Annotated in this window: 14 protein-coding genes; 9 read left to right on the top strand and 5 right to left on the bottom strand. The window is 73.8% G+C overall.

All coding sequences use genetic code 11. The features are described 5' to 3' along the window. Positions 1-232: 232 nt before the first annotated feature. The gene (locus ACRWND_RS18710) at positions 233-1,600 is read left to right on the top strand and encodes an MFS transporter (protein ID WP_431950799.1); all 1,368 of its coding nucleotides are present in this window, start codon (positions 233-235) and stop codon (positions 1,598-1,600) included. A gap of 46 nt (positions 1,601-1,646) precedes the next feature. Here the strand turns inward: ACRWND_RS18710 and ACRWND_RS18705 are convergent, their stop codons facing one another. After that, positions 1,647-2,648 (bottom strand): helix-turn-helix domain-containing protein, encoded by a 1,002-nt coding sequence (locus tag ACRWND_RS18705; protein ID WP_431950759.1) that lies wholly within the window; start codon positions 2,646-2,648, stop codon positions 1,647-1,649. A 497-nt stretch (positions 2,649-3,145) separates the two neighbouring features. Between ACRWND_RS18705 and alr the strand changes: the two genes are divergently transcribed. The 6 genes from alr to ACRWND_RS18675 all read left to right on the top strand — a co-directional run bounded on the left by alr (position 3,146) and on the right by ACRWND_RS18675 (position 7,902). Beyond that, positions 3,146-4,324 carry an alanine racemase gene (alr, locus tag ACRWND_RS18700; RefSeq protein ID WP_431950758.1) on the top strand — a complete coding sequence of 393 codons (1,179 nt, stop codon included), beginning with the start codon at positions 3,146-3,148 and terminating at the stop codon, positions 4,322-4,324. Further along, positions 4,321-5,334, top strand: a complete 1,014-nt coding sequence (locus ACRWND_RS18695; RefSeq protein ID WP_431950756.1) for a D-alanine--D-alanine ligase family protein — start codon at positions 4,321-4,323, stop codon at positions 5,332-5,334. Before alr ends, ACRWND_RS18695 begins: the two co-directional genes overlap by 4 nt. Then, a complete protein-coding gene (locus ACRWND_RS18690; RefSeq protein ID WP_431950754.1) occupies positions 5,331-5,606 on the top strand; it encodes a hypothetical protein in 276 nt (91 codons plus the stop codon). The genes ACRWND_RS18695 and ACRWND_RS18690 overlap by 4 nt, the downstream gene beginning before the upstream one ends. Next, on the top strand, positions 5,603-6,841 hold the full coding sequence (locus ACRWND_RS18685; RefSeq protein WP_431950752.1) for a sensor histidine kinase: 1,239 nt from the start codon (positions 5,603-5,605) through the stop codon (positions 6,839-6,841). The genes ACRWND_RS18690 and ACRWND_RS18685 overlap by 4 nt, the downstream gene beginning before the upstream one ends. Then, the gene (locus ACRWND_RS18680; protein ID WP_431950750.1) at positions 6,838-7,485 is read left to right on the top strand and encodes a response regulator; all 648 of its coding nucleotides are present in this window, start codon (positions 6,838-6,840) and stop codon (positions 7,483-7,485) included. Before ACRWND_RS18685 ends, ACRWND_RS18680 begins: the two co-directional genes overlap by 4 nt. A gap of 237 nt (positions 7,486-7,722) precedes the next feature. After that, complete coding sequence (locus tag ACRWND_RS18675; protein ID WP_431950748.1) at positions 7,723-7,902, top strand: hypothetical protein; 180 nt, start codon at positions 7,723-7,725, stop codon at positions 7,900-7,902. 194 nt (positions 7,903-8,096) lie between these two features. On the opposite strand, the gene ACRWND_RS18670 is transcribed toward ACRWND_RS18675, so the two are convergent. Together ACRWND_RS18670 and ACRWND_RS18665 are read right to left on the bottom strand one after the other, a co-directional pair. Next, the gene (locus ACRWND_RS18670; protein ID WP_431950746.1) at positions 8,097-9,383 is read right to left on the bottom strand and encodes an MFS transporter; all 1,287 of its coding nucleotides are present in this window, start codon (positions 9,381-9,383) and stop codon (positions 8,097-8,099) included. Next, the gene (locus ACRWND_RS18665; protein ID WP_431950744.1) at positions 9,380-9,919 is read right to left on the bottom strand and encodes an ArsR/SmtB family transcription factor; all 540 of its coding nucleotides are present in this window, start codon (positions 9,917-9,919) and stop codon (positions 9,380-9,382) included. Before ACRWND_RS18665 ends, ACRWND_RS18670 begins: the two co-directional genes overlap by 4 nt. Before the next feature lie 777 nt (positions 9,920-10,696). On the opposite strand from ACRWND_RS18665, the gene ACRWND_RS18660 reads away from it, so the two are divergent. Beyond that, complete coding sequence (locus ACRWND_RS18660; RefSeq protein WP_431950742.1) at positions 10,697-11,521, top strand: serine hydrolase; 825 nt, start codon at positions 10,697-10,699, stop codon at positions 11,519-11,521. A 77-nt stretch (positions 11,522-11,598) separates the two neighbouring features. Here the strand turns inward: ACRWND_RS18660 and ACRWND_RS18655 are convergent, their stop codons facing one another. Then, positions 11,599-13,188, bottom strand: a complete 1,590-nt coding sequence (locus tag ACRWND_RS18655) for a glycerol-3-phosphate dehydrogenase/oxidase (RefSeq protein WP_431950740.1) — start codon at positions 13,186-13,188, stop codon at positions 11,599-11,601. 23 nt (positions 13,189-13,211) lie between these two features. Beyond that, positions 13,212-13,811: a TetR/AcrR family transcriptional regulator gene (locus tag ACRWND_RS18650; protein ID WP_431950738.1), complete on the bottom strand. Its 600-nt coding sequence runs from the start codon at positions 13,809-13,811 to the stop codon at positions 13,212-13,214. Between the two features lie 76 nt (positions 13,812-13,887). Here ACRWND_RS18650 and ACRWND_RS18645 point away from each other — a divergent pair. After that, on the top strand, positions 13,888-14,299 hold a 412-nt coding region (locus tag ACRWND_RS18645), incomplete at its 3' end, for an FAD-binding protein (protein WP_431950797.1).

Here is a 14,299-nt window from a genome sequence, read left to right as displayed (position 1 = left end):
TGGGGCCCGCCCGCACCCCGTCCCGCGGCAGTGCGCCGGCCCCGACCCGGAGGCCGGGCGACGGCGTCAACCGTTCCGCGGTAGTGCCGTAACCCCGCATCCCGGCGGGACGTTGGATCTCGGGCGCCGCGCCCTGTCCGGGCGAGGCGCGGGCCCATCAGCCCCTGGGTCCTTCGCCCGCCCCCCACCAGGGACTTTCCCACGGGAGCCGCCGATGCCGCCCGCCTCCGCCATGCCCGCACCCCCCGCCGCCGGGGAACGCGGCAAGCGCCGCCTCGCCCTCGTGGGAGGATCACTCGGCAATCTCGTCGAGTGGTACGACTGGTTCGTCTACGCCAGCTTCGCCCTCTACTTCGCCGACGCCTTCTTCCCCGGCGGCAATCCGACCACGCAGTTGATGAACACCGCGGGCATCTTCGCGGTCGGCTTCCTCATGCGCCCCGTCGGCGGATGGGTGCTGGGCCGGGCGGCCGACCGCCACGGCCGCAAGAGCGCGCTGACCCTCACCGTCACCATGATGTCGGCGGCAGCCCTCCTGATCGCGGTCGCCCCGACGTACGCCCAGGCCGGGTACGCCGGCGCGCTCGTCCTGCTCTTCGCCCGGCTGCTGCAGGGCATGAGTATCGGCGGCGAGTACGCGGCCAGCGCGACCTACCTGACCGAGGCGTCCGACCGCACTCGGCGCGGTCTCGGCTCGTCCTTCCAGTACGTGTCGATGACGGTCGGCCAACTGCTGGGGCTCGTCATCCTGATCAGCCTTCAGCATCTGCTCACCGTGGACCAGTTGCACGACTGGGGGTGGCGCGTCCCCTTCCTGCTGGGCGCGGTCTTCGCGGTGGTGGTCTTCTGGATCCGGCGCCGGCTCGAGGAGACCGACGCCTTCGCGGAGGAGGCCGGCGCGCCGGACAGCGCCCGCGGTTCGCTCCGCCTGCTGTGGCGGCACCGGCGCCAGGCTCTGCTGGTCATGGCGCTCACCTTGGGTGGCACGGTGGCGTACTACACGTACACCACGTACCTCACCAAGTACCTCGTCGGCACTGCGGGCATGGCCAGGAACACCGCCACCCTGGTCAGCTTCACCGCGCTGCTCGTCTTCGCGCTGCTCCAGCCGCCCGCCGGGGCGCTGTCCGACCGGATCGGCCGCCGGCCGCTGCTCATCACCTTCGCCGCGGGGTGCACGCTCGGCACCTACCCGATCATGACGGCGCTCGGCACGGCCGGCTCGTACTGGTCCGCGCTGGGGCTCTCGCTTCTGGCGCTGGTCATCGTCACGGGCTACACCTCGATCAACGCCGCCGTGAAGGCCGAGCTCTTCCCGACCCGTGTACGGGCGCTGGGCGTGGCGCTGCCGTACGCGATCGCCAACGCACTGTTCGGCGGGACGGCGGAGTACGTGGCCCTGTGGTTCAAGGAGGCGGGACACGAGAGGGCCTTTTTCTGGTACGTGTCGGCGTGCGCCCTGGTCTCCCTCGTCACCTATGTCCTCATGCCCGACACCAGGAACGCCGCACTCACCCGCGCCGAAGCGACGGCCGACGCCGACGTGCGGCGGTCCGCGCGTTCGCCGGCCGATGGCGTGGTGCGCCAGGACCGCTCGTGACGTGACCGGTGCCCGCCGACAGGTGGAGTGCCGTCGCGGCCCACGGTCATGCGTGCCGTCGCGGCCCGCTGCCACGGCGCTCGGCAGGCCGGGCACCGGCAGTGCGGCGCCACTCGCCGGGGGGCACGCCGTAGGCGGCACGGAAGCTCCGGTTGAAGTGTGCGGGGCTGGCGAAGCCCCATCTCAGCGCGATCGCCTCCACCGTCACCCCGGCCATGTCGGGACGCGCCAGATCCTTCCGGCAGGCTTCCAGCCGCTCGCGGTTGATCCACCGGCTGACGGTCGTCTCCTCGTCCTGGAACAGCTTGTGCAGGGAGCGCACGGACATCCGGTGAGCGGCGGCGATCATGGCCGGGCTGAGGTCCGGCCGCTGCAGGTGCGCTGTGATGTAGTCCCGGACGAGCAGCCTCCGGGTTTCCGCGGCAGTCGGCGTGACGTCCGTGTGCAGCCGCCCCTCGTGCGCGGCCAGCGCGGTGAGCACGTCGATGATGCCCCGCTGCAGGTGCTGTTCCGTGCCCGGCAGGCAGTCGCCGGACTCCGCCGCCGCGGCGAGCCGGCTCACGAAGGAGGCGAGGATTCCCCCGACATGGTGCGTGGGGGGATACACCCGGCCGATGATCTTGGCCAGACACGAGCCGGGGACGTCCAGCATCTCGAAGGGGACGGCAGCGATGCTCTGGCGGTAGTGACCGGGGAAGTCCCGCAGGAAGGGCCGTCGCGCGTCGAACATGGCCAGGCACCCCGAAGTGAGAAGGGTCTCCCGTCCGCCTTGGTCGACGACGCTGCTGCCCGCCTCCTGGAGGCTGAGAAGCAGGGGGGCCTCGGCCTCGTTGGCGATGATCGTCCGGGTCCGGGCCATGCGCTGGGGGCCTGCTTCGACACGGCCGATGTGGATGTCCCCGACCGATGCCGCCCAGGCGGAACCGTAGATGGCGGCGTCGTCGCGGGGCCGGACTTCGAGCCGGGTGGCGGCATGGCGGACCGCCTCGGCCCAGTACTCCTCTCGCTCGCCGGGTGGGTGGGCGTCGGTGCGGAATGTCTTGATCACGATGCCTCCGTGTCAGTGAGAATCATCACGAAGACGTCCCGGAGCATCGCTGTAGCGACCCCCAGGTGGCCGGGAACCGGCATCTGCACCGTAGTCCCCTTTCCGTCGCAGGCGGCCCGCACGGCGAAACACTGCGGTTCATCCGCAGAAAACCGCACCACAGCGGCTTCGCCCTGCCGATGTGGGCGCGAGCGTCGGACGGCCGAGGAGCGCCCGGCCCCTCGCGTGGACGGGGTCGCTGAACGTCGGCCGAAAGTCGTAGGGTGACGCGATGGGTTCCGACTTCCGCCCGAAGCGGGCGGCATTCCGTGCTTCGTAACGTGCTTGTCATGAGCTCCACGTGGCACACCGGACCCGCCCGCACCGCTCCGGCCGTCGGCCCGGGCTGTCGGCGCGGATTGCGGCGTGGGGTCGCGTTCCACCCCCACCTCCGTGACGCCTCGTGTCGGCCGCGCCTCCACGGCGGCGGATCGACCGCGTCACCCGAAGGACTTCTCATGCCCTGCGCACCACTGGCGGCCTCCGTCGTCCGCACCGTCGACCCGCCCCCGCCGCCCGGGGGCACGGCGGGACCGGAACTGACGGTCGACCTGGCAGCGATCGCCGGGAACACCCGCCTGCTCGCCGCCCGTGCGGCCCGCCTGATGGCGGTGGTGAAAGCCGACGGCTTTGGACACGGCGCGGCCGACGCGGCCAGGGCGGCACTGGGCGCGGGCGCGACATCCCTCGGTGTCACCTCCGTCGAGGAGGCGATGTCCCTCAGGACCGAGGGCTTCCGTGTGCCGATCCTGAGCTGGCTCAACCCGGTGGATGCCGCCTTCGAGGAGGCCCTGCGGGCCGATGTCTCCGTGGCCGTCCCCGGCCAGGAGCACCTGGCCGCGGTGGCGAGCGCCGCGAGCCGGGCAGGACGCACGGCACGGGTGCATCTGCACCTGGACACGGGCATGGCGCGGGACGGTGCGGCCCCCGGGCAGTGGGCCGAGCTGTGCCAGCAGGCCCGCGAGGCGGAGCGCGCCGGCCTGGTCCGGGTGATCGGCGTGATGGGCCACCTCGGCTGCGCGGACACCCCGGGGGACCCGTGCACCGACCGCGCCCTCGCGCTCTTCCGGGAAGCGTCGAACGCCGCGGCACGGGCCGGACTGCGACCGGCCGTCCGCCATCTCGCCGCCACCTCGGCGACCCTCACCGACCCGCGGACCCGCTTCGACCTCTGCCGCGTCGGCGCCGGCCTCTACGGAATCGACCCGACGCGCACGACCCGGCTCCGCCCGGCACTGACGCTCCGCGCGCCCGTGGTGTCGGTGCGCACGGTGCCGGCCGGCGCCGGGGCCGGTTACGGGCACGCGTGGACCGCCCCGCGGCGCACCAACCTGGCCCTGCTCCCCGTCGGATACGCGGACGGCCTTCCCCGTGCGGCATCCGGCCGCGCCGAGGTGCTTCTCGGCGGTCGCCGCTGCCCCGTGGTGGGCCAGGTCTCCATGGACCAGGTGATCGTGGACTGCGGCGAGCACGCGGCCGCGCTCGGCGACGTCGCCACCGTCTTCGGCACGGGCGACGGAGGCGAGCCCACCGTCCGGGACTGGGCCGGGTGGTCCGGGACGCTGGAACACGAGATCGTGACCGGCCTGGGCACCCGCCTGCGCCGCACTGTGCACCACGCGGAGGAGACCGCATGACCGCCTTCGGAAACACCCCCCGCGTCCGCGTCGCCGTGCTCGGCGGCGGCCGAAGCGCCGAGCACGAGGTCTCGCTGGCGTCCGCGGTGTCCGTCCGCTCGGCGCTCGATCCGGCCGTCTACGACGTCGTGGCGCTCACCATAGGACGCGACGGGCTGTGGCGGGACGCCGCCGGGCAACCGCTCGCGGACTCCGCCGCGGCGAGCCTGTCCGCGGCACTCGTGGTGCTGGGCGGCTGCGACGTCGTCTTCCCGGCGCTGCACGGCCCGCTCGGCGAGGACGGCACGCTGGCGGCGCTGCTGGACCTGGCGGAGATTCCCTATGTCGGTTCCGGGGTCCGGGCCGGCGCCCTCGCCATGGACAAGTGGGCGACGAAACTGGTGGCGGAGGCGGTGGGCATCTCCGTCGCCCCGGGCTTCCTGGTCACCGCCGACAACGCGCACGAGGTGCGTTTCGACCACCCGGTCGTCGTCAAACCCGTGGCCGCCGGCTCCAGCCACGGTGTGTCCCTCGTCACCGACGAGGCGGACCTCGCCCCGGCGGTGGCCGCCGCGCTCCGGATCGACGACAGGGTCCTGATCGAGGATCTGGTCGCCGGCCGGGAGGTGGACCTCGCCGTACTGCGGCGCGCGGACGGCAGTCTGGTGGTGGGGCCCCCGCTGGAGATCCTTCTGGAGGACGGACGCCTCTTCGACACCGAGCAGAAGTACGACGGCGGAGCGCGCTTCGTGATCCCCGCCCCGCTGTCCGCCGAGGAGCACGACGCGCTGGTCGACGCCTCCCTCGCCCTCTTCGCGGCGCTGGGCTGCCGCGGGGTGGCGCGCTGCGACTTCTTCCTCACCGCGCGGGGCCCCGTCCTCAACGAGGTCAACACCATGCCCGGCATGACCGCGCAGTCCCAGGTCCCCAAGATGTTCGCGCACCAGGGGCTGGCGTACCCCGCGCTGCTCGACGAACTCGTCCGCGGCGCCCTCGCCCCGGATGCGGCAGCCGAGCAGGGACGACGGTGAGCGGTCAGCACAGCGGCGGCGACCACGAAGCCGCCTCTTCCCCGGCCGGCCACGGCGGCGCCTCCGAGGGCCACGCGGTGCAGCGCGCGTTGCGGATCGCCCAGGTCTACGCCCAGGCCGTCCTCGACGTGGTGGTGCTGGGCGCGGAAACCGACCGCACGGACCCCACGGACCGCACGGCGGCGGAACCGCCGACCGCCGCGCGCCCCGGCGCCGCCGGTCCGGCCGGGGACGCGGGGAGGGGACGCCGAGACTCCGAGGCGGATCGGTGACACCGGACAGGGCGCCCGCAGCGGCCGCCGCCCGGGCGGCGAGCGGAAGCGGAGAGGACGGGAACGCGCGGAACCGGGCGGTCGGCCTCCTCGGGCGGCTGGTGCGGGGTGTCGGGTGGCTGGCGGCCCTCACCGCGCTGGTGGTGCTGGGAACCCTGGACGTGACGATGGAAGTTGACCGGCTGCCCGTCGTGGTGGTGGCGCTGGCCGTGGCCGTGATCATGCCGAAGATGGAGGCCCAGGCGCTGGGCGCCTTCGCCGCGGTCCTGGGGGCGGGCCTGGTGCTCTTGGTGCTCGTCGCGCCGCCGGACGCCTACAACCTCCTGCCCTTCGGCTTCACTCCCACCGCCGTGGGCACCGTCCTGGTCGGACTGGTCGCGTGGCGGGCGGAGCCCGTGCGCGCCGCCCTGGCGGTCCCGCTCCTGTCGGCGGGCCTGCTGCTGCAGCCCGCCCGGCTGGACTACCGGAAAGAGGCGCTGGTCCTCGCGCTGGTAGTGGCGCTGGGCTGCGTCATCGCCGCTGCCTCGGGTCTGTCCCTGCGCTTGTTCCAGACCGACCGCCAGCGGCAGGTGCTCGCGGCCCAGCAGGCGCAGCGGACGGCCATCGCGTCCGATCTGCACGACTACGTCGCCCACCACGTCACGGGCATGGTCGTGCTGGCCCAGGCGGCCCGGGCCGTGGCGGCGAGCAAGCCGCAGGCCGTGCTCCCGGCCCTCGAGCGCATCGAGGCGGCCGGCGAGGAGGCCATGACCGCCATCCGCCGCATGGTCACCCTGCTGCGGGAACCCGACGCCCACGTCCGGTTCGCGCCGACGGGCACGATCGCGGACATCGCCTCCCTTGCCGGTCACTTCACCTCCGACAGCGGTCTGGAGGTGAGGCTGAGCATCGAGGGGGAGGTCGACACGGTCCCCATCGACGTGCAGTCGGCCGTGCACCGGGTGGTCATGGAGGCGCTGACCAATGTGCGCAAGCACGCCGGCGACGCCCGGTCGCTGGACATCCTGGTCCGCCGCGAGGACAGGCCCGACGTCGTGACGGTCGAAGTCTCCGACGACGGTCCCCGCCGGGACGGCCGCGACCGTGGAAGGGAAGGCCGCGCGCCGGACGGCGGCTACGGCCTCAAGGGTCTGCGGGAGCGGGCGGCGGCGCTCGGCGGCTCCTTCAGCGCTGGCCCGAACAGCCCGAAGGGCTGGACCGTACGGGCACACATACCGACCGGAGGAGCCCGGTGACCATTCGCGTCCTGCTGGCCGACGACCAGGCCATGGTCCGCACCGGCTTCTCGCTGATCCTCGGCGCTGAGGACGACATCGAGGTGGTCGGGGAGGCCGACGACGGCGTCCGGGCCCTGGAGATGTCCCGCGCGCTCGCACCCGACGTCGTCCTCATGGACATCCGCATGCCGCGGATGGACGGGCTGCAGGCGCTGCGCGAACTCAACCGGCCCGGCTCCACGACCTCTCCGAAGGTCGTCGTCGTCACCACCTTCGACGACGACGAGTATGTGTACGAGGCCCTGAACAGCGGCGCCTGCGGATTCCTCCTCAAGGACTCCGGCCCGGCCCTGCTCACCGAGGCGGTGCGCGCGGCGTACTCCGGGGAGGCCCTGGTCAGCCCGGCGATCACGATCCGCCTGCTGAAGGGCCTGCGGCCGCCGCGCACCCTCGTCCCGTCGGGAGCGGGTCTGTCCGCACGGGAGACCGAGGTCGTCCGTCTCGTCGCCGAGGGCCTGACCAACGCGGAGATAGGGGCCGCGCTCTTCGTGTCCCTGGGAACGGTCAAGACGCACCTCGGAAACGTCCAGAACAAGCTCTCCGCCCGCAACCGCGTCGAGATCGCCCTGTGGGCGTGGCGCTCCGGGCTCGTGGAACGGTAGCCGCCCGGCAGGTCCCGAGGTGGAGATCCGGCACTCGACCGAAAGTCGGAGTGACCCTGGATCAGGGTCGTACTTCCGCCCGAAGCGTCGGCACGGGGAAGCGCCGTAGCGTGGCTGTCATGAGATCGCCGCACGGTCCGACCCCGCGACGGTCCGCACCCGAGCCGGCTCAGCGGCCCGCCCGCACCGGGCCGCGGGGGTCAGCCTTCCACCTTCCACCCGCCCAGGAGGCTTGCGATGTCCTCTCTCATGCACCGGCTCATCCGCTCGGCCCGGGTCTACGCGCAGACCGCCCTCGAGGTCGCCGTCCTCGGCGCGGGCGACGACCTGATGAGGCGCGAGCCGGCCGTCCCCCAGCCCGCCGCCACCGCCGTCCGCCATGCGTCAGAGACGGACCCGTCGGCGAAGGCGGCATGAGGGACGACCGGCTCAGGGGGCACGGGAGGTGACGCGCCGGCACCCGGACGCCGGGCGCCCGTCCCGCAGTTGCGTCCCGCCGTCGACGACGTCGCTGCTCCGGCGCAGGGCACGGTGGATCGGGATGCGCTCATGGTGTGCGTGCCGGAGCGGCCGCACGACATCGGGCGTCAGGGCGACGACCTCGCGGAGCCCTAGCCGACACGCTCCTTGAGGGGACCGCGGGATTCCGGGTGACCGGGATCATCGGCCGGGGCGGCGGCCCGCAGCGCCGCCTCGATGCGGCGGTTGCCGGTCATGGTCGCCGTGACGGTGGTCATGGTCAGGAGGAGGCCGGAGGCGGCGAAGAGCGGGGTGCGCACGTCGTGCACGGTGGCCAGCCAGCCGCCGAGGAAGGCGCCGAACGGGGCGGCGCACATGGCGAGCATGCGGGAGGTGGAGGCGACCCGGCCCATCAGGTGCGCGGGCACGATCGCTTGGCGGAGGGAGGGGCCTAGCACCATCGTGGCGCCCATACCCGCTCCGCAGACGGCGAGCGCGAGGCCCGCGACGTACGGGTCGGGGGCGGCGGCAAGGCCCAGGACCGCGAGTCCCTCGACTGCCGCCGTGCAGGTCAGCGCGGCGCCGGTGCCGAGTCGCCGGCCTACGGAGGAGGCGATGCCCGCGCCGAGCAGACCGCCGGTGGCCTCGGCCGTGAGGAGCAGACCGAAGCCGAGGGCGCCGATTCCGAGACGGTCGTGCGCGAACAGGGCGAGTACGGTCTCCACGGCGAGGAAGGCGATGTTCCCGACCGCCGGACGCAGCGCGAGCCCGAGCAGCAACGGGTCCCGGAACACGTACGAGGCACCGGCCCGTGCCTGCCGCAGCAGCGACTCACGGGCCTGCGGTACGGGCCGGGGTGCGGCAGGCAGCGAGCGGATGAGGAGCGCGGAGAGGGCGAACGAGACGGCGTCGGCGAGCAGCGGAACCGCCCGCCCGAGCGCGAGCAGGGCACTGCCCGCGGGCGGCCCGGCGAAGCCGGACGCGGCGGTCTGGGCGCCGCGCAGGCGGGAGTTGGCGCGCTCCAGGAGTGCGGGGACGCGACCGAGCAGATCCGGCAGATAGGCCGTGGCGGCCGTGTCGAAGAAGAGCCCGCCGAGGCCGAGGAGGAAGGCGACTGCTGCGAGCAGCGGGATGCTCAGCAGGTCGAGCGCCGCGGCTGCCGCCGGTATCACGAGGAGCACCGCACGTGCGGCGTCCGTGACCCACATCGTGCGCCTGCGGTCCCAGCGGTCCACCAGCGCACCGCCGAGCACCCCGAAGAGCAGCCACGGCAGTGTTCCGGCCGCCGTGACGACGGCGAGGGCGATGGGATCCCGCGTCAAGGCCAACGCGAGCAGCGGCAGCGCGGCATGCGACACCCCGTCCCCGAGCGAGGACACCGTCTGCGCGGTCCACAGCCGCCCGAATTCGGTCGGCAGCTTGAGCTCGTCCGAGGTCATGTGGCGTCACCTCCGGCCTGCGTGCGCGACGCCGGGTGGAACAGGGCGAAGACGAGTGACGCGTCCGGCAGCGACGGATCGGACAGCTCCCGGTACTCGTCGGCCAATGCCTCGAGCCGCGCCCCCAACTGCGCGAACTGCTCATCGGTGAGCCGCAGATGCGCCATCCGCACGTGCCGTTCGCCGTCCACCGGCGCTGCTTCCAGATCCGCCACCGCGTTCCGCATCAGCACATCGGGGCCTCCCTCGCCCGGATCCGGCAGCACGATCGACCGCGCGGCCATGGCGTAGTACCGCTCGGTGACCCCCCGGACCTTCCGGGTCCGGACCACCTTGACCAGGCCGGCCCGCTCGAGCAGCCGTACGTGGTAGCTGGAACTGCCCTTGGCTAGGCCCACGCGCTCGGCGATCTGCGTGATCGTCGCGGGCTCGAAGCGGAGCACAGCCATGATCCGGTGACGGGTGAGATTGGAGACGGCGCGCAACTGCTCGTCCGTGGTGACGTGGAACGCCTCGGGAAGATCGTCGGTTGGCATGGAGCAATGGTCAACGAATCTTGACCATTTGCCAAGCGCATTTCGCGCGGACTGCCGGAACGCCCTGGAATGCCGGTGCGGCGGGTAGGGGGCGTCGGCCCCGGCCCGCCCGCATACCCTCATGTGCGCACGGAACGGCGGCCGTCCTGCCTGCCGCTTGCGGCAACCGGCCCCGGGCAGCCGGCCGGCGCGGCACGACGGCCTTGCCCAATGCGGTCGTGCGGCCGCGGGGAGGGAGCGACCGAGGGCCATCGGTCTGCGGGGGCGCTGCGGCAGGGCCGCCGACCCGGAGGCGGCGGGGCGGGTGCGATCTTCCTCACATCCCGGGCATATCGCCACGGTTCGGACGAGCCTGCCGGCCTGCGCGCGGGACCCGTCCCCAGGTCGCCGGCGAACCGGGCGACACTCACGCTCTCCGGCTGCGGCGGCGACCCGTGGCCGCGGCCCCGGCGGCGTCGACCGACCGTCAGCACCACGGAACACGCTGGGGATCGGGGGCTTCGCCCGCCGTGACAGCACCGCGGAACACCGGTACGCCGCCCCGCGGCCGCGGCCGCGAGTCGTGCCCCGGCGCACCGCCGGGCCGCCCGGGCGCCTGACCGCGCCGGGGCCCACAGGAGCCCGCACCGCCCCGGCCGGACGTAGCCGACGTCACATTCCGTCCCGTCCAACCGCCCGCCCACACTGGGCAGTCAGCACGACCGGCGACAACCCGATGAACGGAGTGACATGGGTCGACCACGTGGCATGGGTCATACGCGCATATCCCGGCGGGGCATGGCGGCCGCGGTCCTCGCGGCTGTGGCGGTCCCGGTGGCCGCGGGAGCCGCCACAGCGGAGGCCGCCCCCGTAGCGCCCCAGGTGAGCTGCCGCTCGGCGGCGCCCGGGCTGGCCTCGGAACTGCAGCGGGACATCACGAAGGCGCTGGAGGGCGGCACCGCCCGTACCGCCGTCTCCCTGCACGACCGCACGACCGGCACGTCGTGCACGCTGCGCGCGGACCAGCACTTCGACTCCGCCAGCACGGTCAAGGTCACCGTACTCGCGACGCTCCTGCGGGACGCCCAGCAGCACCACCGCGACCTCACCCCCGACGAGACCCGGCTCGCGACGGCCATGATCACGCGGTCGGACAACGACGCCACCACCGCGCTGTGGAAGCAGCTCGGCGTCGCCAAGATCAGCTCTTTCCTGGCCGCCGCCGGGATGAACCACACCGTGCCGGGCTCCGGCGGGACCTGGGGCCTCACCCAGATCACCGCCGGGGACGAGCAGAAGCTCCTGGACCTGCTCACGGCTCCGAACGCCGTGCTCGGCGACACATCGCGCGCCTACGCCCTCCAGTTGATGAACGAGGTCGTCCCCTCCCAGCGCTGGGGCACCCCCGCGGGCGCCCCGGGCACCGCGGTCGTCCACGTCAAGAACGGCTGGCTCTCCCGCGCCACCCACGGCTGGCGGGTGCACAGCCTGGGCGTCTTCACCGGCGGCGGGCACGACTACAGCATCGCCGTCCTCACCGACGACGACCCGACGATGGCCTCCGGCATCGCCACCGTCGAGAACGTCTCGCGCGTGATCCACCGGGACGTCGACGCGGCCTGAGGGCCCCCGCGCCGCCTGGTCGCCGGACAGGCGGCGACCCCGGCAGCGCCGCGGCACGTGACGCGGGAACGACGGGTTCACGCCCGGGAGAGTGCCTCCTCGGCGGCCCGCGACGCCGCCTCGCGGTCGGCGGGGACGAGTCCGATGCGGGTGCGCCGGTCGAGGAGGTCACCGGTGTCGAGCGCGCCCTCGTGGCGCACGGCCCACACCAGTTCGGCGTGCGTGACGGGATGGCCGGGGACGACCGGTCTGCGCAGGGCGGGGTCGGCGTCTCCGAGGGCGTGCACGGCGGGCGCCTCGGTGCTGTAGCGCCGCACCAGACGGCGCGGGGCCTTGAGCCCGGTGAGCAGCCGCGGCGCGGCGGCTCCCACGAGCGGGAGCGACGCGGTGCGGCAGGGTCCGGCGCGGAGCCCGCGGGCCGAGACGACCGCGTCGACGGCGTCCTCGGCCATGCGGCGGTACGTCGTGAGTTTGCCGCCGACGACGGTCACCACTCCCTCACCGGAGGTGAGCACCGCGTGCTTGCGCGAGATGTCGGCGGTGCGGCCCGTCCCGTCGGCGGAGGGGTCGAGCAGTGGCCGCAGCCCCGCGAACGCCCCCACCACGTCGGACCTGCGGACGGAGACCTCGAGTGCTGTGCCGAGCACGTCGAGCAGGAAACCGATGTCCGTCTCGGGTGCTTCGGGTACATCGGGGAGGGCGCCGTCGACCGGCTCGTCGGTCAGCCCGATGTACACCCGTCCGTCCCCCTGCGGCAGGACGAGTGCGAAGCGGTGGGACTCGCCGGGGATCGGGATGTGCAGACCCGCGGGCAGGCCGCCGAGGCCGCCGGAACCACCGAGGCTGTCGGGGCGCAGCACCAGGTGCGTGCCGCGGGACGGCCGCAGCCGTAGGCCGTCGACGAGACCGCCCGCCCACACGCCGGAGGCGTTGACCACCGCGCGGGCCCGGATCGTGTGTTCCTCGCCGGTCAGCTCGTCGCGGACGACGGCGCCCGAGCCGCTGAGCGAGAGCGCGCGCACACGCGTCAGGATCCGCGCCCCGTGCGCCGCCGCGGTCCGGGCGATGGCGGTCACGAGCCGGGCGTCGTCTGCGAGTCTCCCGTCCCAGGACAGCAGGCCGCCGCGGAGTCCGGCGGTACGCAGCGCCGGCGCGAGGTGCCGGGTCTCCGCCGCGGACAGCCGGCGCGGTCCGGGGAGTGTGGCCCGCGCCGTCCGCGCCGACAGGCGCAGCGCGTCTCCGGCCCATAAGCCGGACCACGCCTGCGCGGCCTGGCGGTGCGAGACGAGCGGGGTCAGCGGCAGTACGAAGGGTTGCGGGCGGACGAGGTGCGGGGCGGTGCGCCGCATCAGCACGCCGCGCTCCACCGCGCTCTCGTACGCGACGTCCAGCCGGCCCGCGGCGAGGTAGCGCAGGCCGCCGTGGATCAGCTTGGAGCTCCACCGGGAGGTGCCGAAGGCCAGGTCGTGGGCGTCGATCGCGGCGACCGACAGCCCGCGGGACGCCGCGTCGAGGGCCGTCCCCGCGCCGGTGGCCCCGAGGCCGACGACGAGGACGTCCACCGGCACGCCGGCGGTGAGTTCCGCGAGCTCGCGGGCGCGCCGCACGGAGGTGAGCGAGGACGCGGGGGAGGGGGCCGGGCTGCTCGTGGGGCTCGTAGGGCTCATGGGGCTCATGGGGCTCATGGGGCTCATGGGGCGAGGGTCCTCTCCAGGATGTCCCGCAGCTCCCCGAGGAAGGCCTCGGAGGTCAGGCCGGGCTCGTCCTCCTCGGTCATGGTGCGCAGCGAGAGCGTGAACGACTGGACGATCAGCAGCACGGAACGGGCCTGCCGCACGAGGTGCCCGGGGCGGACCGAGCCGTCGGTGTGGCCCTCCTCGAGGACACCGGCGACGAGCTCCAGCAGCGCGTCCTGGCTGGCGCCCCGGCGGTCCAGCACATAGGGCAGGAGCAGATCGGGGTCGACGTCGAGGATCTTGACGAACAACGGGTGGGCGCGGAAGGCGCGCACCCCCGTCACCAGCCCCTCCACCAGATGCGCCCGGGCGCTGCCGCCCTCGCGCCGTTCGGGCATCGCCGCCAGGGCCACCGACACCCACTCGCGGGTCATCAGGTCGCCGACGAGCGTGCGGACGTCGGGCCAGCGCCGGTAGAGCGTCATCCGGGAGACGCCGGCCCTGCGGGCCACGTCGGTCAGGGTGGTGCGGCGGACGCCGACGGCCAGGACGCAGTCGCGGACCGTGTCGAGCACCGGATCCGCCGTCCAAGTGTTGTGACGAAGAGGCGTCATCTGTCACAGTGTAATGCCCGTGCTGCCGCACGAGACGGAAACCCCGGAACCGACCGGTGAGGACGAGCCCGTGGACATGATGTGGAGCGGCTGGGGCGATCCGGCCGAGGCGGCCCCGCTGCCCGACGCCGTCGTCGGCCTGCTGCGGGACCTGCTGGGGGTGCGGCCCCGTGACGCCGGGCCGGTGGCGCTGGCGGACATCACCGTTCCCCCGTCCCCGCTCACCGCGAAGGCCCTTCGGGACCTCGTCGGCTGCGTGGGCGACCCGGCCCACGTGCGCGTGGACGCCGAGAGCCGGATCCGCCACACGCGCGGCAAGTCCACCCCCGACCTGCTGCGCAGCCGTGCCGGGGACGTCGGCGGCACCCCGGCGGCCGTCGTGCTGCCCGCCGGCCACGACGAGGTCCTCGCCGTCCTCGCGGTCTGCGCGGACCACGGCCTCGCCGTCGTCCCCTTCGGCGGCGGCACCAGTGTCGTCGGCGGCCTAG

This window comes from Actinacidiphila sp. bgisy167, assembly GCF_965342175.1.
Classification (GTDB): Bacteria; Actinomycetota; Actinomycetes; order Streptomycetales; family Streptomycetaceae; genus Actinacidiphila.
The sequence above is the reverse complement of the archived record's forward strand: the minus strand, read 5'-3'. Positions and strand labels throughout refer to the sequence as shown.